General features: G+C 49.3%; 19 protein-coding genes. 15 read left to right on the top strand and 4 right to left on the bottom strand.

The features are described 5' to 3' along the window. Window positions 1–52 precede the first annotated feature (52 nt). A complete protein-coding gene (locus NF212_RS08285) occupies window positions 53–1,198 on the top strand; it encodes an ABC transporter ATP-binding protein (protein ID WP_434360550.1) in 1,146 nt (381 codons plus the stop codon). On the opposite strand, the gene NF212_RS08280 is transcribed toward NF212_RS08285, so the two are convergent. Then, window positions 1,164–2,072, bottom strand: coding sequence for a transcriptional regulator GcvA (locus tag NF212_RS08280; RefSeq protein WP_434360548.1), 909 nt, complete (start codon window positions 2,070–2,072; stop codon window positions 1,164–1,166). The two genes, NF212_RS08285 and NF212_RS08280, sit on opposite strands and share 35 nt — an antisense overlap. Before the next feature lie 130 nt (window positions 2,073–2,202). Between NF212_RS08280 and NF212_RS08275 the strand changes: the two genes are divergently transcribed. From NF212_RS08275 to NF212_RS08260, 4 genes are all read left to right on the top strand, one after another. Then, window positions 2,203–2,448, top strand: coding sequence for a hypothetical protein (locus tag NF212_RS08275; protein ID WP_434360546.1), 246 nt, complete (start codon window positions 2,203–2,205; stop codon window positions 2,446–2,448). A gap of 141 nt (window positions 2,449–2,589) precedes the next feature. Further along, window positions 2,590–3,954: a selenium-binding protein SBP56-related protein gene (locus NF212_RS08270; RefSeq protein ID WP_434360544.1), complete on the top strand. Its 1,365-nt coding sequence runs from the start codon at window positions 2,590–2,592 to the stop codon at window positions 3,952–3,954. A 14-nt stretch (window positions 3,955–3,968) separates the two neighbouring features. Continuing rightward, the gene (locus tag NF212_RS08265) at window positions 3,969–6,308 is read left to right on the top strand and encodes a cytochrome c peroxidase (protein ID WP_434360542.1); all 2,340 of its coding nucleotides are present in this window, start codon (window positions 3,969–3,971) and stop codon (window positions 6,306–6,308) included. A 69-nt stretch (window positions 6,309–6,377) separates the two neighbouring features. Continuing rightward, a complete protein-coding gene (locus NF212_RS08260; protein ID WP_434360540.1) occupies window positions 6,378–6,761 on the top strand; it encodes a VOC family protein in 384 nt (127 codons plus the stop codon). A gap of 121 nt (window positions 6,762–6,882) precedes the next feature. On the opposite strand, the gene NF212_RS08255 is transcribed toward NF212_RS08260, so the two are convergent. Beyond that, window positions 6,883–7,257, bottom strand: coding sequence for a VOC family protein (locus NF212_RS08255; RefSeq protein WP_434360538.1), 375 nt, complete (start codon window positions 7,255–7,257; stop codon window positions 6,883–6,885). A gap of 408 nt (window positions 7,258–7,665) precedes the next feature. Here NF212_RS08255 and NF212_RS08250 point away from each other — a divergent pair, with 408 nt between their 5' ends. Genes NF212_RS08250 through NF212_RS08240 form a run of 3 tightly spaced genes read left to right on the top strand, consistent with a single transcriptional unit; the run spans window position 7,666 to window position 10,432 of the window. Then, complete coding sequence (locus tag NF212_RS08250; protein WP_434360536.1) at window positions 7,666–8,643, top strand: C4-dicarboxylate TRAP transporter substrate-binding protein; 978 nt, start codon at window positions 7,666–7,668, stop codon at window positions 8,641–8,643. An 8-nt stretch (window positions 8,644–8,651) separates the two neighbouring features. After that, window positions 8,652–9,155 carry a TRAP transporter small permease gene (locus NF212_RS08245; RefSeq protein ID WP_434360534.1) on the top strand — a complete coding sequence of 168 codons (504 nt, stop codon included), beginning with the start codon at window positions 8,652–8,654 and terminating at the stop codon, window positions 9,153–9,155. Beyond that, complete coding sequence (locus NF212_RS08240) at window positions 9,155–10,432, top strand: TRAP transporter large permease (protein WP_434360532.1); 1,278 nt, start codon at window positions 9,155–9,157, stop codon at window positions 10,430–10,432. Before NF212_RS08245 ends, NF212_RS08240 begins: the two co-directional genes overlap by 1 nt. Window positions 10,433–10,771: 339 nt before the next feature. Here NF212_RS08240 and NF212_RS08235 read toward each other — a convergent pair whose 3' ends face one another. Then, window positions 10,772–11,737 carry a transposase gene (locus NF212_RS08235; RefSeq protein WP_434360530.1) on the bottom strand — a complete coding sequence of 322 codons (966 nt, stop codon included), beginning with the start codon at window positions 11,735–11,737 and terminating at the stop codon, window positions 10,772–10,774. 140 nt (window positions 11,738–11,877) lie between these two features. Continuing rightward, on the bottom strand, window positions 11,878–12,147 hold the full coding sequence (locus NF212_RS08230; protein WP_434360528.1) for a hypothetical protein: 270 nt from the start codon (window positions 12,145–12,147) through the stop codon (window positions 11,878–11,880). Window positions 12,148–12,668: 521 nt separating this feature from the next. Here NF212_RS08230 and sbcB point away from each other — a divergent pair. The 7 genes from sbcB to purT all read left to right on the top strand — a co-directional run bounded on the left by sbcB (window position 12,669) and on the right by purT (window position 19,512). Then, window positions 12,669–14,096, top strand: coding sequence for an exodeoxyribonuclease I (gene sbcB / locus NF212_RS08225; RefSeq protein WP_434360526.1), 1,428 nt, complete (start codon window positions 12,669–12,671; stop codon window positions 14,094–14,096). Window positions 14,097–14,264: 168 nt separating this feature from the next. Further along, the gene (locus NF212_RS08220) at window positions 14,265–14,771 is read left to right on the top strand and encodes a winged helix-turn-helix domain-containing protein (protein ID WP_434360524.1); all 507 of its coding nucleotides are present in this window, start codon (window positions 14,265–14,267) and stop codon (window positions 14,769–14,771) included. A gap of 125 nt (window positions 14,772–14,896) precedes the next feature. Next, a complete protein-coding gene (locus tag NF212_RS08215) occupies window positions 14,897–15,277 on the top strand; it encodes a CidA/LrgA family protein (RefSeq protein ID WP_434360522.1) in 381 nt (126 codons plus the stop codon). Window positions 15,278–15,282: 5 nt separating this feature from the next. After that, a complete protein-coding gene (locus NF212_RS08210) occupies window positions 15,283–15,963 on the top strand; it encodes an LrgB family protein (RefSeq protein ID WP_434360520.1) in 681 nt (226 codons plus the stop codon). A 244-nt stretch (window positions 15,964–16,207) separates the two neighbouring features. Continuing rightward, window positions 16,208–17,095, top strand: coding sequence for a cytidine deaminase (gene cdd / locus NF212_RS08205; protein WP_434360518.1), 888 nt, complete (start codon window positions 16,208–16,210; stop codon window positions 17,093–17,095). A 168-nt stretch (window positions 17,096–17,263) separates the two neighbouring features. Beyond that, window positions 17,264–18,139, top strand: a complete 876-nt coding sequence (locus NF212_RS08200) for a DMT family transporter (protein ID WP_434360516.1) — start codon at window positions 17,264–17,266, stop codon at window positions 18,137–18,139. Window positions 18,140–18,336: 197 nt separating this feature from the next. Further along, window positions 18,337–19,512 (top strand): formate-dependent phosphoribosylglycinamide formyltransferase, encoded by a 1,176-nt coding sequence (gene purT, locus NF212_RS08195; protein WP_434360514.1) that lies wholly within the window; start codon window positions 18,337–18,339, stop codon window positions 19,510–19,512. Window positions 19,513–19,515: the final 3 nt, after the last annotated feature.

Raw genomic sequence — 19,515 nt, 5'->3', positions numbered from 1 at the left:
GAAGTGAATGTTATGGGGACAGACACCATTCTAAAGCAGATGGAGGGCAACCATGGCAACGCTGAAATTGGATAATGTCAGCAAGATATTTGGAAACAATTTAGTTATTCCTCCAATCGACCTGGAAATTCCCGATGGCGAATTTTGCGTTCTGGTGGGGCCTTCCGGCTGCGGTAAATCTACCTTGCTCCGCATCATCGCCGGACTGGAACGGGTAACAGACGGCAGAGTCTTCATCGACGGTGAAGATGTAACCTCCGGCGAGCCTGCTGACAGAGGCATTGCCATGGTTTTCCAGTCCTATGCCCTTTACCCCCATATGACGGTTGAGAGAAATATCGGTTTTGGGCTGGAAATAGCCGGTATGCCGAAAAATGAAATCCGGCAGACCGTCAGGCGTACCGCAGAAGCACTGCAAATTGGCCACCTTCTGGACCGCAAACCCAGAGAACTCTCCGGAGGCCAGCGACAACGGGTGGCAATCGGCCGGGCGATAAGCCGGGACCCGACTCTTTTCCTGCTCGATGAACCCCTGTCCAACCTTGATGCTGCCCTGCGCGTTGGAATGCGTTTGGAGCTGATAAAGCTCAAGCAGCGGCTTAAATCCACCATGATTTACGTTACCCACGACCAGACTGAAGCCATGACGCTGGCTGACAGAATTGTGGTGCTTAATAAAGGGAGGATTGAGCAGCAGGGCTCCCCGATGACCCTGTTCCATAACCCGGTTAACCGCTTTGTCGCCAGCTTCATCGGCATGCCGGCTATGAATTTTATGCGGGTAAAAAAGGTTGAGGTTTCAGAAGGGAACGCAAGTGTACGGCTCGGTGACCAGCTACTCACCGTAGAACTGATTCCCGGAAGCGAAACTACACCCAAAATGTATCTCGGGGTTAGACCTGAGCACCTCAGCCTCTCACCCGAGCATGCTGATTACACCTTTACAGCCAAATTGTTTGCTATTGAGAAACTTGGCAGTGAAAGCTACCTCTACCTCTATTTCGACGACCAGGAAGTGGTGGTGAAATGCGGGGAGGAAATCGAATTTGAAACCGACCACCCGCTAACGGTATACGGGCGACTGGCAAACACTCACCTTTTTGTCACCCATGGCCTAAGGGTGAGTGTGGACAAACCGAGATACCCGTCGTCTAATCCCCAAGCTATCTTTTCAGCTCCTCAAATATCCAGTCCCTGAAAGCCCGAACCTTCTTATTACGGAGGTGTGCTTCAGGACAGACCAGAAAATAGCAAAATTTTGCTGGCTGGGCGTGCGTATCATCAAAGGGGAAAATTAACCTCCCTGCTCGGATATCCCTGTCCACCAGGGCCTTTGCCGTCAGGGCCACCCCCTGCCCTTCAATGGCTGCTTGGACCGCCAGGAATTCGGTAGAGAAGTTATGGCCCGCATCCGGGTCGATACCGCTTACACCCGCCGCCCGTAACCACATTCCCCAGCAGGGTGCGTTTTCCTGCCCTATCTGCCAGGAATTTCTAAGCAGCACGTGGTGGCGGAGGTCTTCCGGTTTATTAATAGGATGGACGTCGTCAGCCAGTGTTGGGCTGCAGACCGGCACAACCACCTCTTCCATCAGACACTCGCAGTGCACCCCCGGATAATTGCCCTGCCCATAGCGCAACGCCACATCGACACCGTCATTCCTGAAACTGACTAAATTGTCACTGGCGTCAATACGCAAGCGGTACTGGGGATACGCTTTGTTGAAAATACCTAACCTCGGCAGAAGCCACTTGGCAGCAAACGTGGGTGACACACTGACAACCAGTTCGTTGCTCTCCATTGTCCGGCGAAGTTGCCGGATACCCTCTTCCAGCTTGGAAAAGCCTTCTTCCGCATAGGGAAACAGTTTTGATCCGTCTTCGGTAAGGGCAATAGAGCGGATCTTCCTTTCGAACAATTGAGTTTCGAGATAGTTTTCCAGCATTTTAATTTGCTGGCTGACTGCAGCAGGGGTGACAAAAAGTTCTTCAGCAGCTTTTTTGATGCTGAGGTGACGGGCCGTACTTTCAAAAGCCCTGAGGGCATTGAGTGGAGGTAAACGCTCTTCCATGACTTAGATATTCTTAACTGCCCTATATAAATCCTCGTTTGTTACCGCTTAAAAATCAACCGATGATTAACCTGTACTGAATCTTTCCCCAACGAAACCTTTCGTTTCACTGAACCAAAGGAGAGGCATCATGAACCAGGTATCACACATCAGTTTTCAGGCACTGGCTTTATCGATTTATAAGAAAATAATTGATGCTTTGTCTCAGAAATGGAAAGCGAGGAAAGACCGTAAGGCGAACAAACACGCTATGGATCAGTTACTGGTGTATCCGGATTACCTTCTCGATGACATCGGTGTCAAGCCGGAAAAAATTGCCAACCTGCGGGTAGAAAAAAGTGCCTCCTGGATGATGGCAGCGGTCAGGCGAGAGTAAGAACCAATCAGTCAGGCTCGTCAGTCAGATCTTCAGGACTGTTGGCATACAGGAAAAGTGAATCCCCTTTACGCAATAGATTTCCTTACACACTAGATTAGGATCAAAAGATCTAAGCAAAAAGCCTAAAGGATTTGCACGATGAAAAGGAAAGTTCTAAGTGCTGCGGCTGTATTGACCGGTACCCTTGTCTCCACCCCGGCTCTGACTGATGAAACCTGCATGTCACCCTACATGGCAAAAATCACCGGACAGGAAGATTTTGTCTACGTATGGACCCTTGGCAAAGAAGGGCTTGGCGACGGACAGGATAAACTGGTTACTGTTGACGTGAACCCGGACTCTGAAAACTACGGAAAAATCGTCCATACGCTTTCAGTTGGCGGGCGCAATGAGGCCCACCATTCCGGCTTCACCGATGACCGCAAATACCTTTGGGCAGGAGGCCTGGATACCAACAAAATCTTTATTTTTGATGTCTCCTCTGACCCGGCCAAACCAAGCCTTAAACATACCGTGACCGATTTCGTATCCCGTTCCGGTGGGGTTGTCGGGCCACATACCACTTACGCCATGCCGGGAAGAATGCTTGTCACCGGGCTGTCAAACAACAAAGACCATGGCGGCCGGACCGCATTGGTCGAGTACTCGAACGAAGGGAAATACCTCGCAACCTACTGGATGCCAACAGACCAAAACCTTGAAGGAGCAGTGAAAACCGGTAAGTACGCAGACGGGTACGGCTACGACATCCGCGCACTGCCCCGCCGCAATGTATTGGTAACCTCATCCTTTACCGGCTGGTCAAACTACATGATGGATTTCGGCAAGATGCTGAAAGACCCGGAAGCCATGAAGCGTTTTGGCAACACTGTGGTTGTTTGGGATCTTCATGCCCGGCAACCCAAGAAAATCTTTGATGTTCCCGGTGCGCCGCTCGAAGTTCGATGCGCCTGGTCCCCAAGCAATGACTGGTGCGTAACCACCACAGCACTGACGTCAAAGCTATGGCTGATATACGAAGACAAGCAATCCGGCTGGCAAGCCAAAGCCGTGGCCGATATCGGTGATGCATCCAAGGTACCGCTTCCCGTCGACATATCCCTGACTGCCGATGACAAGGGACTTTGGATCAATACCTTTATGGATGGAAAATCCCGCTTCTTTGATATGTCAGATCCGTTTAACCCGAAACAGGTATATGAAAAATCTATCGGTAAACAGGTCAACATGGCTTCCCAAAGCTGGGACGGAAAAAGGGTGTACTACACATCTTCACTGCTATCCCGTTGGGACAAAAAAGGAGACGCCGGTGACCAGTACTTCAAAGCTTACACATGGGATGGCACACAATTGAACGAGCAGTTTGCCATTGACTTTGAAGCTGAAAAATTGGGCCGCCCGCACCAAATGCGGTTCGGTGCGTACTCGCTGTATAACATCACCAACAAACCGGGGCTCAAGACCGACGATAACGATCTTCTGGCGAGCGTCGGCTCTCAGTAACACCGGGACTGCCGTTGGTTACCTGTATCCATTCGTCCCTGAAACATAAGCCGGCAACATACCTGACGGTGTTGCTGGTTTTCTGGTGCTTTGCCCAGCCAGTTAATGGGGCAGCGCCGGCATTGGGGTATGGCCCGTTGCCTTACCGTATCCCTGATCCAGGAAGCTATGCCCTGCCCCCAATTAAACCTGCCGCTGATGGCACTGTTCTCAATACAGAAGGGAAACCTGAACGGCTTTCCAACCTGCTTAGCGGTAAATATACGTTGCTGAGTTTTATATATACCCGGTGCAGCGATGTCGGCGGCTGCCCGCTCGCATTCCATGTTTTTAACCAAATCAAAACCCGAATGCAGACCTCACCCCAACTTGCCAGGGACCTGCAACTGTTTAGTCTTAGCTTCGACCCGGCTTTTGATACACCGGGTAATCTAAAAGCCTTCCAACAAAACTTCTCCTACGCTGGAAAAGCCGGGAAATGGGCATTTCTTACCACAGAGAATGAAGCATCACTTTCCCCTCTCCTGACCGGTTTCGACCAGGAGATCCAGAAAACCCTCTCTCAAGGTGGACACAATGCACCGGATTTTTCCCACGTATTGCGTGTTTACCTCATCGATCCGGAACAGCAGATACGAAATATCTACAGTGTGGGTTTCCTTCATGCTGATGTCCTTCTGGCGGACGTTGAAACCCTGATGCTTGAATCATCTTCAAACCAGAACATCCAGGGAAGGTTGGCCGCTGAAAACCGCCTCTCCCGCCCAGGTGACAGCAAACAAGGGTATGAATCCGGCGAATACCAGACAGATGCACTGGCGCTGGCAGACCGTACCGGGAAGCCTGCTGACCTGCTTGGAATCCTGGAAGATCCTCCCCTTGGTTTACCAAACCTACCAGGCAGGCTTACAGGGACAGTAGGCAGGCTTACAGGGACAGTCACTGTTAACCGCATCAACCTTGGCCGGAAACTTTTCTATGACCGACGGCTTTCGCTGAACGACACCTTCTCCTGCGCCATGTGCCACATTCCCGAGCAAGGTTTTACCAACAACGAGCTGCGTACCCCGGTCGGTGTGGAGGGGCGTACCATCCGACGCAACGCACCTGCCCTTTTCAATACCGCGCTATTTCCAGCGTATTTCCATGACAGCAGGGATACCAAGCTCGCCGAGCAAATCTGGTCACCTCTTCTTGCCCGAAATGAAATGGCCAACCCGTCTGTGGGGTACGTGCTGAATAAAATCCGAAGCTTGCCGGACTACAACAACCTGTTTGAGATAGCGTTTAACCAGCCTCTTTCGATGCAAACACTTGGGAACGCACTGGCGGCCTACATGTCCGCCCTGCTCTCTGCCAACTCTCGGTTTGACCGCTGGTTTTATGGCAATGAGAGCAAATCCCTGGACGAAAAGGAGCAACGCGGATACCACTTGTTTACCGGCAAAGCGGGGTGCAGTGCCTGTCATACCCTGAATGATTCCGGCACACTTTTCAGCGATTTTGACCTTCACAACACCGGCATCGGTTTTGCCAATTCCATGGGGTTAAACAATAAACCTGTCCCCGTGCTTGTCGCCCCCGGCATCACACTGGAAATTGATCCGGATGTCATAGCCCCGGTCAGTGAACCCCCACCACAGGATCTCGGCCGCTATGAAATCACCCAAAACCCCGCTGACCGGTGGAAATACCGTACTCCCAGCCTCAGGAATATCTCCCTGACCGCCCCCTATATGCACGATGGCAGTCTGGGTACGCTGAAGGATGTCATTGAATTTTATAACCGAGGCGGCATTCCCAACCCCGGCTTGAGCCCGTTGATCAGACCTCTTGGGCTTTCAGTGCAAGAAATGGATGACCTCAACGCCTTTCTGCTCTCCCTGACAGGGAGTAATGTAGATGAATTGGTGGCCGATGCATTCGCAGCCCCCGTCAGTGATGTTGGCATCCGGGCTTTACAAAATAAGCCGCCGACGTTATTGCCACTTGCCGGTACCGATACACTCGTTGACAAAGGCAAACCCACCCTGCTCCATTTCTGGGCCACCTGGTGCGCGCCGTGCCGGGAAGAATTGCCAAAATTTGAATCCCTTTCGCCGCATCTTGATAACCGGGGCATTGCGCTTAAAATCATCAATGTTGGTGAGCCGGAAAATGCTGTCCGGCAGTTTCTCCACGATTACCCGTTGTCCCTTCCCGTCATCCTCGACCCGGATGGCAAAAGCGCCACAAAATGGCAAGTTACCGGTTTTCCAAGCTCCGTTTTGGTTGGGGGAAACGGGCGAATATTGAAGCGCTTTTCAGGAAGCCGGGATTGGGATGATAAAAGTGTGAGAGCAGAACTCTACTGACACAATGCTGTCAGCAGGGCTCCTATATCCTTCCCACTGTCAATTGAACGCAACAGTGGAGAAATGGAAATGGACATAAAAAACAGCAACATTGCTGTATGGTTTGAAATCCCGGCGACTGATTTTGAACGTGCAGTAACCTTTTACCAGACAATCCTTGATATCAATATTGAAGCAATAGAACTGGCCGGTCTAAAACATGGGCTGTTTCCACACGGAAACCAAGGTCTTGTCTCAGGCTCAGTTGTTTGCGGGATGGGTTACTCACCATCCGGTGAAGGCAGCCTGGTCTATTTAAACGGCTGTGATGACCTCACTACAGCATTGTCAAAAGTAGAGCCGGCGGGCGGGAAAGTCCTGTTGCCGAAAACCCATCTGGGTGACGAAATTGGCTACATTGCCCATTTCGTTGATTCGGAAGGCAATCGTATCGGTATTCATTCGATGCAATAGCGCAACCTGGATTTAAGCAGTTCGCACCACAATGGGTGAACTGCTTATCGCGCCACCACAGCAGAAGAAATCAACCATATTTGCCAGTCGTGTTTTCTCTCGAACCTGACACTTCGTAGTATCAGCACTTTTCTTCCATCAAACCGACAAGGTTTCCATCCGGGTCTTTCAAAAATCCAATCCAAAGATCATGATCGGGCATCTGGGCGGCAATCTGAGGCTCACGTTCTGGAGTGGCGCCTTTGTGCACCATAGATTGAAACTGGTTCCCTATATCTGTCACTTTGAAGTACAGAATAGAGTTTTTTCCTACCTCTCCCGCTCCCTGCGGCGTCGTTAACATGATTCGGGTGGCACCGCATTGTAAAAACGCCAAGTTTTCTGTCGGAGAAAACAGTAATTCCAGACCAAGTATGTCTCTATAGAAGGTCAGGGAAATCCCCACATCACGCACCGTTACGGCAATTTGCCCAATTTCGGTAATTTTCGAATCCATCGCACTCTCCTTGCCGGTCCAGACTTGCGATCATGGGTATTTTGTAAACCACGATTCCAACTTCTATTTTCCCTGTCATTGGCAAAACCAGTTTTTAAATACAATTGGAACAAACTTGCCCTATTGGCAGTTCCTATCTTCCGAACAGTCCTCTCTTTTTCATCATTTTCAGCTTAGTTTGCCTATAACTCACTTTTGTCTCACAAATGCACCAGTTCACCCGCTCGAACCGCTTGTTTTTTAACCAGCTTGCTTTTAGGCTTTAAGTGTCGCATATGAAATTACATTTTGCATATAAACTCTAATTTGCATCCCTTATTCCAAAAAACTTTTACTCTCACTGAGCAGTTTGACGTTCGTTTTCACTCACCCAAAGCATCAAGAGAATATGAAACAAGGAGTTAGGACATGGGAAGTTATAGAACCGCGTTATGGGCAATATTCCTCGCTTTTATTCCTTTAGCTAACGCAGCACAATATGAGCTTAAACTCGCTCATGTTACTTCGAATAAAGAGCCACTCCACCAAGCCCTTGAGTATTTCGCAGAAAATGTAGAAAAGCGCACAGAGGGCCAAGTAAACATCACTATTCACCCTAATGCTGAATTAGGTACAAACCTGGAAGTTTATGAACAGGTAAAACTGGGGCTGCCGGTAATACAGACTGCTGACCCCGGATACTTATCAGACTATGCGCCGGATTTTGGCGTACTGAATGGACCGTACCTGCTCGACGACCCGAAGGATTTCAGGAAAATACTGGAATCTTCCCTCTACCGGGACATGGTTGAAGAGGTCAAGAAAAAAGGTAACTTCCAAGTACTCTCAATGAACTGGTTGTTTGGTGAACGTCATATCATCACAGACAAACCGGTTAAAACGCCCTCAGATCTGGAGGGGGTCAGTGTCCGGGTTCCACCAAACGTAATGTGGATAGAGACCGTCAAGGCCATGGGCGGACGCGGTGTCCAACTGGCATGGTCTGAAGTGTACACAGGTTTGTCGTCCGGTGTTGTTGATGCCGCAGAAGCACCGCTGGGCTCAATCTATGCAGCAAAACTGTACGAAAGCAAAAAGTACATCTCTCTAACCAGTCATTTCAAAGCGTTTATCGGCTTGGTAATAAACGCTGACTACTTCGCCGGTCTCCCTGCCGATATCCAAACAGCCTTGTTGGAAGAATCTGCCAATGCAGGTGAATACATGACAAAGTTGTCGACGGAAACAGCCGAACCTCTTATAGAAAAGCTCAAGTCTGAAGGGGTGAAGGTAAACAGGGATGTTGATACCGACGCATTCCGCAAGGCCACTGCGTCAGTCTACAGCCAGTTCCCGGCTTGGTCGGACGGTTTGTACGTGAAGGTACGCGAAATTCTCGACAATTAAGAGGCTTCATGACAAACAAGCTGTATACCTGGGTTGGGCAGGCTGAAGTCCTGCTCTCCTCCCTCGCCATGTGTGTCGTGTTGTTTTCCGTTCTGTGGGGTGTTCTCACACGCTACATCACAGAGCAGCCTGCAGTTTGGACGACAGAGCTTTCCGGCATTGCATTTACCTGGATGGTATTTCTCGGGGCATCGGTGTGTTTTCGCAGGGGACTGCACATCGGCGTTCCCGTTATCGTTGAGCTGTTCCCGGTTCGATACCAGAAAGTACTCCACAAAATCACGACATTAATTATATTAGCCTTTATCGCTTATACATTTTACCTAGCAGTAATAATGGCGTGGCAGTCGTGGAACCGGCCCTCCCCGGTTCTGCGCCTTCCGTTTACATTTGTCTATGGAGCGACATGCCTGGCGTTCCTTTTTATGTTTATTCACGGCACCCGGCAATTGTTTGTATCACCATACGCGCCCGGGGTTTCTGACGCCATACATAACAAGGAGGTGTTGTAATGGATTACCTGCCTGTGGTGGTTTTGTTCGCCTTATTTGCAGCAAATGTCCCTGTCGCCTTTGCACTTGCAATTGCCGGGTTAAGTTTCTTCCTTTTAAGCAGCGGTATTCAGCATCAGATCTTTATTCAACGCTTTGTTTCAGTTACCCACTCTTTCCCCCTCCTCGCTATCCCGTTTTTCATTATGACCGGCGTCATCATGAACCACTCGGGTATCACCGAGAGATTAATGAAACTGGCAGACAGCTTTACCGGACACATGGTTGGCGGCTTGGCACAGGTCAATATACTCCTCAGTACACTGATGGGTGGGATGTCCGGCAGTGCAAACGCCGACACTGCAATGCAAAGTAAAATCATGGTTCCCCAAATGGATAAGCGGGGGTACCACACCGCTTTTTCCGCTGTGGTAACAGCAAGTTCATCAATTATCAGCGTAATTATTCCGCCCGGCATCGGGTTGATCCTGTATGGCTTTATGGGTGATGTATCCATTGGCAAACTCTTCCTGGCGGGAATACTACCCGGAATCGTCCTGTGTATTGCACTGATGCTGGTCACCAGCCACATCTCACGCCTGCGAAGTTATGCCCCGTCGTTGGAAAAGAAAGCGAGCTGGGGTTCAAGGTTCACTGCATTGAAAAAGGCGATTTGGTCCCTGATGGTACCAGTCGGCATTGTAGGCGGTATCCGGTTCGGCATTTTCACACCAACCGAAGCGGGTGCCATGGCGGTACTTTACGCCATCATCGTAGGCTACATTCACAAGCAGTTTTCTATTCGGAAGGTACCGGATATTCTTATTGAAACCGTGACTGCCACATCTGCCGTAATGTTTATTATATGTGCAGCATCAACATTCGGTTTCTTCCTGTCATGGGAACGGATCCCGGCCCAGATTGCCGAATTAATGCTGGGAATCAGCGACAATCCGTATGCGCTGTTGTTGCTGATCAACCTTCTTCTTCTCGCCATAGGCATGTTTATTGAAGGTGGCGCAGCACTGATATTACTGACCCCCATTCTGGTTCCGGTTATCACTGAAGTAGGAATAGACCCAGTGCATTTTGGCATTGTTATGGTGCTCAATTTAACCATTGCCGGCGTCACCCCGCCACTGGGCACATTGATGTTTACCGCATGCAGCATCAGCAAAATACCGGTGAAAGACTTTGTCCGCGAACTTGTCCCCTATATCGCAACGTTAATCGCCGTGCTGTTACTGCTGACGTTTGTACCCCAAATTTCCCTTTGGTTGCCGGGAACGATGAAATAGTACGCTTTTTTGTCTAGGGATCATTTTTGTATAGTTTGTATAGTTTGTATAGGGACAGACACTATTAGTCTTGGGATATTTATATCAAGACATCAAGACATATTCACTAGGGTTCTAGGTTAGATTCGGGGTGTATAGAGGTGTATCTGAAAGGGCACCTTTGGAAGAGGTGTATCTGGACAGGCACCTTTGGATATTCATCTTTCGTATAAGGACAGAAACCCTCATGCTTGAATTTATTGAGATGTCACATATGGGAAGAGAATAGGAAATACTACAGTTTAGACTGTCTCATGATGGGGGAGTGGACATTGTGAAATGAAGTTTATTTTGAAGGATTTACGCAGCGAGTCTTCGACCACGTATACGCTTTCGGTTAAAACATGGAAGGGCTTCTGATATGGCCTCTACTGTACCGACCAACTGGCTGTCCTTCCGCTCAAATGTCACCATCACTTGCTGCCACTCTTTGGCATCTAAACCGGATCTAGCCAAAAGATCAGGTAAATTCGATGGTACACTGGCTTTGTCATCTCGCCATTGCCTACTTGTCCAATCAACCAGCGCAAGGTATTCCATCAGCTTAAAGGGAAGACCTTCTTTGGATTGATTGTTAGCCGCCCCAACAAATGGATATAAACAGGCAGGTTGTTGGTGGTTTTCAGTCAAAGCGAAAATACGCTGTTTAACTGAGGTATGCTGCGACGCTTCAGGCGTTTTAGCCACACCAGATCTGACGGGATTTAAGTCTACATAAGCCATAGCAGCTGCAAGTGCCTTCTCATCAAGCAATGCCTGGCTCTTAAATCGCCCTTCCCAAAAATGTCCGGTGCAGTCGTCTTCCTGATTAGCTTGTTTTGCAATATCACCATTCAGCGCTTTCATAAATTCACTGAGGCTGTACAACCGCTTTCGCCATTTTTCGACAATTTCATCAAGCAGCATCATTTGAGCTTCACTTAATTCTTCGCCAATTAAATATCGCTCAACCATTACCGGCAACGTTTTATGGCAAGCACTCCAGCGCTCAATAACTTCTTCCCTACTCCAGCGTAATGCTCTGGCTTTATCGATATGGCAAACGAGGTGGTAATGGTTACTCATCACTGCATAGGCACAAATGTTAATGGCGAACGATGCAGAGAGTTGAAGAATCCGTTCTTCTACCCACGCTTTCCTGTGTTCATAACTTTTTCCCGTATATTCATCTATCCCACACAAAAAAGCACGTCTGACACAGCGGGAGACGCAGTGATAATAAGGCGTGGCTTCAAGACTAATCTGATATTTACGGGCAACGGTCATAACCAATCACATTCATTAAAATGATGGGTTAACCTTAAACTATTCGCGGATTACAGCCACGTTGGATTAGGTATTCCCCGAGCCACAGCAACTGTTGGTGAAAATGACTATTTCCTCAGTTTCTTAGGGTGTCTGTCCTTTTAGCTTGACTGAATCTCAACGTTATTTCGAATATAAGTAGGGATAGACAACAGCTCATCTATGTCATTGAACTTTGGATGTTTAGGCATAGCTTCTATTATCGAGTTCAGTTCTTCAAAACTGATACCTACAACTCGGCAGGCGGTCATCAGCCCCTTAATAAAGTTCTTTTTGTCACGCAGTTGCTGTTGTTCACTCGCGGGAATGGATGAATACAAGTCGCACTCTTTAGTTAATAGGGTTAGAAGTTCTTCTTTTACTGATTCCATACACAAACTCAGTTATCAGACAGTTTGAACACATTATCAATGATTTAAGATTCTACTTCCAAGAGCTTGATCTTACGTTTGAACCATAATCGCCTATCGCAATGTGCCTAGCGTTAGCTGTCGACTTAAGCGGTTTTTATGTGCCAGCCATCTCTGCAGGCTCACATCAATTAGTAAAAATGACAAATTCCCAAATATTAAGGCGTTAGGGTGTCTGTTCTTTTAGATTGCTTCACTTTTTAAGGTGTTAAGGTATCTGTCCTTTTAGTTTCTCTTTTAGTTTCTTAATTTCAACATGATATTTAATCCAGCATTCTCACCACAATGTGGTTTTCGTGCAACTGACTGATAGTCATCTAAAAAAAGCCACACGACCTCTCTTGCTTATCAAAACCGGTAATCAATAAAGCTCTCACCAGGTTCATAACCTCTGCCACACCAGAAAATGCGAAAGATCACCACGCCCTGGCCCCTTGCATCTGGTATCATCCTGACTTTACGCGCAAACATAAAAACGAGTTATGAGCGACGCCAACAACCAGCCGACGTTTTTCTTCTACGATTTTGAGACCTTCGGAACCAGTCCCTCGCTGGACAGGCCGTGTCAGTTTGCCGGTATCCGCACCGACAGTGAGCTGAACATCATTGGCGAGCCGCTTGTGCTCTTCTGTAAGCCGACTGATGACTATCTCCCCCAACCGGAAGCCTGCCTGATTACCGGCATCACGCCACAAACTGCCATGGCGAAAGGGCTGCCTGAACCGGAGTTTATTGCCCGTATCCATGAAGCGTTCTCCCAACCGGGCACCTGTGTGGTTGGCTATAACAACGTTCGCTTCGATGACGAAGTGACCCGCTATACCCTTTACCGCAACTTCTTTGACCCGTATGGCTGGAGCTGGCAAAACGGCAATTCACGCTGGGATTTGCTCGATGTGATGCGCGCCGCCTATGCACTGCGCCCGGACGGTATTAACTGGCCGGTAGATGATGAAGGCAGGATTTCTTTCAAGCTTGAAAGGCTTTCGGTTGAGAACGGTATTGAACACAGCAATGCGCACGATGCAATGGCAGATGTTTACGCCACTATCGGTATTGCCAAAGTGTTGAAGCAAGCGCAGCCAAGGCTGTTCAGTTACCTGCTTGAGCACCGGAATAAAAACAAGCTGACTCATCTGGTGGATATCGTCAACATGACACCGCTGGTGCATGTATCCGGCATGTTCGGCACTGACCGTGGGAACACCAGTTGGATTGTGCCGGTTGCCTGGCACCCGACTAACAAAAATGCGGTGATCACCATTGATCTGGCTTTAGATCCCGCCCCGCTGTTTGAGCTGGATGCAGAAGCCCTTCGCGAACGCCTGTATACCCGCCGGGATGACCTGGCACCGGATGAACTTCCTGCCCCTATTAAACTGGTACACCTGAACAAATGCCCGGTTCTTGCCACCGCTAAAACGCTCCGTGCGGAAGATGCTGCGCGTATCGGTATCAATCGCGAACAGTGCCTGCTGAACCTGAAAAAGCTCCAGGCTGCTCCGTCCCTGCGTGAAAAGCTGATTGATGTGTTTACGGATGAAGGACGCGAGTTCGACAACAGCAATGTCGATACAGCCCTTTACAACGGCTTCTTTTCACAGGCAGACCGCAGCGCGATGGATATTATTCGCCAGACCGCGCCGGAAAACTTAGCCGCACTGGATATCCAGGTATCCGATGAGCGTATCAACCGTCTGTTGTTCCGCTACCGTGCCCGCCACTTCCCAAGCACACTGACTGACGACGAACATCGTAAGTGGCTGATGCACCGTCGTGACTATTTTGAAAATAACCTTCCTGCTTATATGGCTAATTTTGAGCGCCTCGTTGAAGAAAATGAGGGGAATGAAAAAAAACTGGCCATCCTTAAACATCTATATCTCTATATAGAACAAATGGTTAATTAATACCTATTATGCACCGGCCTCCTTATCGGGTGGCCGGATGGCTGACTTTTCCTTGCGAAACCCCCGATTCCATCCACACTTTAATTAGACAAGGTGCGAACCCGCTTCCAAAGTACCGATTGGTACCTCGTTCCTTGCATGCAGTATGGTGGTTTAGGGGGAATATAGATGGAAACAAAAAGTGTAAGCCGTTGCTATCGATTTTCCCTTGTCGAGTTCAGCCCTGAAGCGCGCACTTTACAATGGGAAAACCAACCTTCTCTTTCACTCTCACCCAATGAAGCCAGGGTGCTGGAATTGCTTTGCCATCATGCAGGCGAAGTTATTTCTCTGGCCGCTATTCAACGTGTCGTCCGCCGTAAAGGTGAAACCGACAACGATGCACTCACTATCCTCTCGTCTCTTCTTTCTAAGCAGGGAGACGACAACAGCCGGTTACCCATCTCTGTCGTAGGTGGATACGGTTACCGGATATCACTGCCCGATTCTACTTTTTGCGTGACAGAATCTGAGGAAGTACCGGTTTCTCCCAAAAACCTCCCTGTTGTTGAACAGGAATCCGTCGCCCCGGAATCTGTGCCGGAGCGCCCATCAATTGCAATGTCTTTCCGGGCATATGCCATTCTCGCCCTGTCCGTCTTGGTTTTGACAACCATTGGACTGGTGACAATGTAACTTTTGTTGCGGTTTTGTTCTCCGATCACCCGGTATCTGGCGTCCTGAAATTCACCTGATATTGTGTGGACTCCATCACACTTTATTTGTATGATGAATCCTATCGACCGATGGGAGTTTTTTCTGTGAAACACGTTATCGCTTTCGCGATTATTGGCCTTTGCACCCTGGCGGGTATCGCGCTGGAGGAAGGTCTTCATCTGCCTCTACCCGGCAGTATTATTGGCATGGCCATTCTCTTCTTCCTGCTTGCAACGAACCTGGTTCCTGCACGTTGGGTTGAAAGTGGTGCGCGTTTTTTAATCCGATACATGGCTCTGCTTTTCATTCCGGCTTCTGTCGGCATCATGAATAATTTTGACATTATCGGTCAGCAAGCCCTGCCTATTCTGGCGGGTACGCTGTTAAGCACATTATTAGTTTTTGTTACGCTGTCCGTTTCCCTTGACCGCACCCAACGCAACAAGGAAACGCAGCCAGTAGAAGCCGTAAAGGCCGGAGAGTAAGTGTTATGTGGCTTGTTGCCACTATTGTGGTTTTCCTTGTTGCGCAGCAGATTGCCATCCGGGCCAAACACCCGTTGTGCAACCCCCTGTTGCTTTCATTGCTGTTCCTGATCCCTGTTTTGCTTGTGATGAACGTTCCTTACACCACCTATTTTGAGCAGAACAAATGGATTAATTACCTGTTGCAACCGGCAGTTGTTGCACTTGCGTACCCTCTGTATGAACAAATGGGCCTTATTCGTAAGCACTGGCATAAAATCATTGTCAGCTGTCTTGTTGCCAGTTTGCTCTCAATGGTTCTGGGTGCCGGGTTGGCACTGGCTCTGGGGGCCAGCCCTCAGGTTGCTGCAACGATATTACCTAAATCAGTATCAACGCCGTTTGCTATTGTTACCGCTGGCCAACTGGGCGGTTTGCCCTCAGTTTCTGCAGCATTGGTTGTCATGGCGGGACTTTTCGGTGCCATTCTGGGGTACCCGATCTTAAAGTACCTTGGAATCTCCTGCCCCATGGCTAAAGGGTTGGCACTCGGCAGCGTATCCCATGCCCTTGGAACAGCAAAAGCTTCGGAGATGGATGTTACTGAAGGCGCGATGAGCTCACTTGCCCTGGTGATTTGTGGCGTCTTTACCTCTGTGCTTGCACCTGTGGTATTCAAAACCATCATGCATTTTTACGGGCAGTAACCCGGCCAGACACAACAGTTCCCCCTGTCCCTGATATTCCGGAAGTTTCCTCTCTCTTTCTTTCCGGTATCAGGGACCCTCCTTCTGACTAAAAACCCACCAGTTTCATACGTATAATCTGTGTGATAGCACTCTCAAATATGTAATAGGTGCAATCAACTAAACTTAATAGTGATCAATATCACTTTTATTTGTTATAAATCACCACAAAATACTCTTCCAATAGTCGGATACCGGAGTGAATATGCGCGCACGTTTTGAAGCCGCACTGAACTCGATGCCAGAACAACTGGCAGAACTGCTGATGCCTGTCATCAGTAACAATGATTTTGATGCATCTCTAACCCCTGAACAGTTTCAAGAACTAATGGATAAATCAGGGCTGGATGACAAAGCACTTCGCTTGGCACTCCTACCGGTTGCTGCAGCTTATTCCCATGCACCCATCTCAAATTTTTATGTTGGTGCTATTGCCCGTGGATTAAGCGGAAGGCTGTATTTCGGTGCAAACATGGAGTTCTCCGGTACCCAACTAGGCCAGACTATTCACGCTGAGCAGTGCGCTATCAGTCATGCCTGGGTGAAAGGAGAGTCGGAGTTGAAGGATATCACTATCAACTACAGCCCTTGCGGTCACTGCCGCCAGTTTATGAATGAACTGGCCGGTGCTGAAAACCTGCGTATCCAGCTCCCTGATGTTGCAGAAAAATCTTTGCACGATTACCTGCCTGAAGCATTTGGCCCGGCAAATCTCGGGATTAAGGACGGGTTGTTAACCCCGGTTAACCACGGTTTGAATGTAGAAAGTGAAGAAGCTCTGGTACATGAAGCACTTTATGCACTTAACCGCAGTCATGCCCCCTATTCCAAAAATATTAGCGGTGTCGCGCTTCGCAGCAAAAGCGGACAGGTTTACCACGGCATGTATGCTGAAAATGCGGCGTTTAATCCAAGCCTTCCACCGCTACAAGTAGCCTTGATTGCCATGAACATGGCCGGCGAAAAGCTTACCGATGTAGAAGAAGCGGCCCTGATTGAAATTGCAGACAGCCCAGTCAGCCATTTGCAGGAAACACAGGGGACGCTGGAAACACTGAACCCGGATTTAGTACTGCACTACCTCGCCATCTGAGGCAGCTAGTCGTTTACAAAGAAAAACAATACAAAAAGTCGGGTTTTCCCGGCTTTTTTACTTGTTTGCTAAAAAGCGGCAAAAAACGCCACTTAAACGCCTGATCGGTGCCATATCAGCGGCGGCTGTTGTATCATCGCCAAACTTTTCTCTTTTTGTTTGCTATATATGACAACGAAACACCAGCCGGTTCTAGGTGCATCATGGATGCTGACTGCGGGCATGAGCTTTGCTGTGGTCAACAGCCTGGCGCAATATGTCAGTTTTAAAATGGGCGTCCCGTCAACCACGGTTGCTCTTATCCAGTATCTCATTGCTCTTGTAGCCATGTTTCCGTGGCTTCAGCAAATTGGCTGGCGTAAAGCCCTGCACACCCGTCATTTCGGGATGCACTGCCTGCGGGTCTTCCTTTCTGTAATCGGAATCCAGCTCTGGCTTTGGGCTCTGGCTTATCCAGTTCCTATCTGGCAGGGCATTGCCTTGTTGATGACATCACCACTGTTTGCCACTGTCGGCAGCGGGCTTTTCCTTGGTGAGAAAGTTGGCCCCGCACGGTGGATAGCAACCCTGGCCGGATTTGTTGGTGCGATGATCATTCTCGAACCCTGGGCTGAAGATTTTAACCTCGCGACACTGTTGCCTGTCGGGGCGGCTTTTTTCTGGGCAAGCTATTCATTGATGGTGAAGAAGCTCTCTTCTGATGACAGCCCAACCACCATGGTAGTGTATCTCCTTCTTCTGATTACACCGTTTAACCTGTTGCTGGCTGCAACAGACTGGACCATGCCAAGTGGCGGACTGGCTTGGGGTATGCTGGTTGCTGCCGGATTGTTCACAGGCCTTGCTAACTGGGCCATCGCCAAGGCTTACGCGGTGGCAGAAGCCTCCTTTGTCCAGCCGTTTGACCACGCGAAACTTCCGCTTAACGTGCTTTGCGGCTGGATGGTATTTGGCTGGCTGCCACCTGGCAGGTTGTGGTTGGGTGCAGCGATCATCATTGCCTCTGTGGCTTTTATTACCCACTGGGAAACCCGCCGGAAATAACGCTGTTACGGCCACCTGGTATTCAGGTGGCTCTTCCCGACCTCTCATTTCTGTTCGCAAATATCCCTTTCCATACTGTACATCTTTGCCGATCGGAACACTGGATCACTGTTTTGCCGAAAAGGAAAAGCAAACGATTGCGCAATGAAACAAATTCGGTATGATTGCCCCAGCAATTTGACCAAAGGAAGACGAAAATGCCAGGTACTGCTACGCGCCAGAGTGCAACCAAAGTGATGCTGTTAGGTTCAGGTGAGTTGGGGAAAGAAGTCGCCATCGAGTGCCAGCGGCTCGGGTTGGAAGTGATCGCCGTAGACCGTTACGCCGATGCACCGGCCATGCAGGTAGCCCATCGAAGCCACGTTATCAGCATGCTGGATGGCGATTCGCTTGAAGAAGTTATTCGCAATGAAAAGCCGGACTATATTGTTCCGGAAATCGAAGCCATTGCGACTGACCGCCTGGTACAGCTTGAAGAAGAAGGCTTTAACGTTGTCCCTTCTGCCCGCGCTACCCGCCTAACCATGGATCGTGAAGGTATCCGCCGTCTGGCTGCGGAGGAGTTGGGGGTTACCACTTCACCCTACCAGTTTGCAGATAACGAACAGGATTTCCGCGCTGCCGTAGATTCTATCGGTTACCCTTGTGTCGTTAAGCCGGTAATGAGCTCCTCAGGCAAAGGCCAGAGCGTCGTCCGAAGTGAAGAAGACATAACCGCTTCCTGGGAATATGCGCAAGAGGGTGGTCGTGCCGGAAAAGGAAAGGTCATTGTTGAGGGTTTTGTCGATTTTGATTTTGAAATCACCTTACTGACCGTTTCTGCGAAAGACGGTATCCACTTCTGTGCACCTATTGGCCACCGTCAGGAAGACGGTGACTACCGCGAATCATGGCAGCCACAGGCTATGAGTGCGCTTGCGCTTGACCGCGCAAAAGTCATCGCTGCCAGGGTAGTAAAAGCACTGGGTGGTTACGGCCTGTTTGGTGTGGAGCTGTTTATAAAAGGTGATGAAGTTATTTTCAGCGAAGTTTCACCTCGCCCACACGACACCGGTATGGTAACCCTGATTTCGCAGGAGCAATCTGAGTTTGCACTCCATGTACGCGCATTCCTTGGCTTGCCAATTGGCATGATTATCCAGCACGGCCCTTCTGCATCTGCCGTTATTCTTGGCGAAGGAACCAGTACGGATATTAAATTCTCCGGACTGGAGCTTGCCCTGCAGGAACCGGGTACCCAGCTTCGCCTGTTCGGCAAGCCGGACATTGATGGCCGCCGCCGACTCGGCGTTGCACTTGCCCGCGCAGCAACTACCGACGCCGCTGTTGCCAAGGCGGTAAGCAGTGCGAGTAAGGTCGATATCGAATTCTAAAGG

It is taken from the genome of Parasalinivibrio latis, assembly GCF_036825535.1.
Taxonomy (GTDB): Bacteria; Pseudomonadota; Gammaproteobacteria; order Enterobacterales; family Vibrionaceae; genus Parasalinivibrio; species Parasalinivibrio latis.
The sequence above is the reverse complement of the archived record's forward strand: the minus strand, read 5'-3'. Positions and strand labels throughout refer to the sequence as shown.

What these genes read in the sequence shown, in the direction of transcription:
- NF212_RS08230 (WP_434360528.1), bottom strand. Translation starts at nt 12,147, where the DNA reads ATGGAATCAGTAAAAGAAGAACTTCTAACCCTATTAACTAAAGAGTGC.
- NF212_RS08255 (WP_434360538.1), bottom strand. Translation starts at nt 7,257, where the DNA reads ATGGATTCGAAAATTACCGAAATTGGGCAAATTGCCGTAACGGTGCGT.
- NF212_RS08275 (WP_434360546.1), top strand. Translation starts at nt 2,203, where the DNA reads ATGAACCAGGTATCACACATCAGTTTTCAGGCACTGGCTTTATCGATT.
- NF212_RS08240 (WP_434360532.1), top strand. Translation starts at nt 9,155, where the DNA reads ATGGATTACCTGCCTGTGGTGGTTTTGTTCGCCTTATTTGCAGCAAAT.
- NF212_RS08210 (WP_434360520.1), top strand. Translation starts at nt 15,283, where the DNA reads ATGTGGCTTGTTGCCACTATTGTGGTTTTCCTTGTTGCGCAGCAGATT.
- NF212_RS08270 (WP_434360544.1), top strand. Translation starts at nt 2,590, where the DNA reads ATGAAAAGGAAAGTTCTAAGTGCTGCGGCTGTATTGACCGGTACCCTT.
- cdd (WP_434360518.1), top strand. Translation starts at nt 16,208, where the DNA reads ATGCGCGCACGTTTTGAAGCCGCACTGAACTCGATGCCAGAACAACTG.
- NF212_RS08280 (WP_434360548.1), bottom strand. Translation starts at nt 2,072, where the DNA reads ATGGAAGAGCGTTTACCTCCACTCAATGCCCTCAGGGCTTTTGAAAGT.
- NF212_RS08200 (WP_434360516.1), top strand. Translation starts at nt 17,264, where the DNA reads ATGACAACGAAACACCAGCCGGTTCTAGGTGCATCATGGATGCTGACT.
- NF212_RS08220 (WP_434360524.1), top strand. Translation starts at nt 14,265, where the DNA reads ATGGAAACAAAAAGTGTAAGCCGTTGCTATCGATTTTCCCTTGTCGAG.
- NF212_RS08235 (WP_434360530.1), bottom strand. Translation starts at nt 11,737, where the DNA reads ATGACCGTTGCCCGTAAATATCAGATTAGTCTTGAAGCCACGCCTTAT.
- purT (WP_434360514.1), top strand. Translation starts at nt 18,337, where the DNA reads ATGCCAGGTACTGCTACGCGCCAGAGTGCAACCAAAGTGATGCTGTTA.
- sbcB (WP_434360526.1), top strand. Translation starts at nt 12,669, where the DNA reads ATGAGCGACGCCAACAACCAGCCGACGTTTTTCTTCTACGATTTTGAG.
- NF212_RS08245 (WP_434360534.1), top strand. Translation starts at nt 8,652, where the DNA reads ATGACAAACAAGCTGTATACCTGGGTTGGGCAGGCTGAAGTCCTGCTC.
- NF212_RS08260 (WP_434360540.1), top strand. Translation starts at nt 6,378, where the DNA reads ATGGACATAAAAAACAGCAACATTGCTGTATGGTTTGAAATCCCGGCG.
- NF212_RS08250 (WP_434360536.1), top strand. Translation starts at nt 7,666, where the DNA reads ATGGGAAGTTATAGAACCGCGTTATGGGCAATATTCCTCGCTTTTATT.
- NF212_RS08285 (WP_434360550.1), top strand. Translation starts at nt 53, where the DNA reads ATGGCAACGCTGAAATTGGATAATGTCAGCAAGATATTTGGAAACAAT.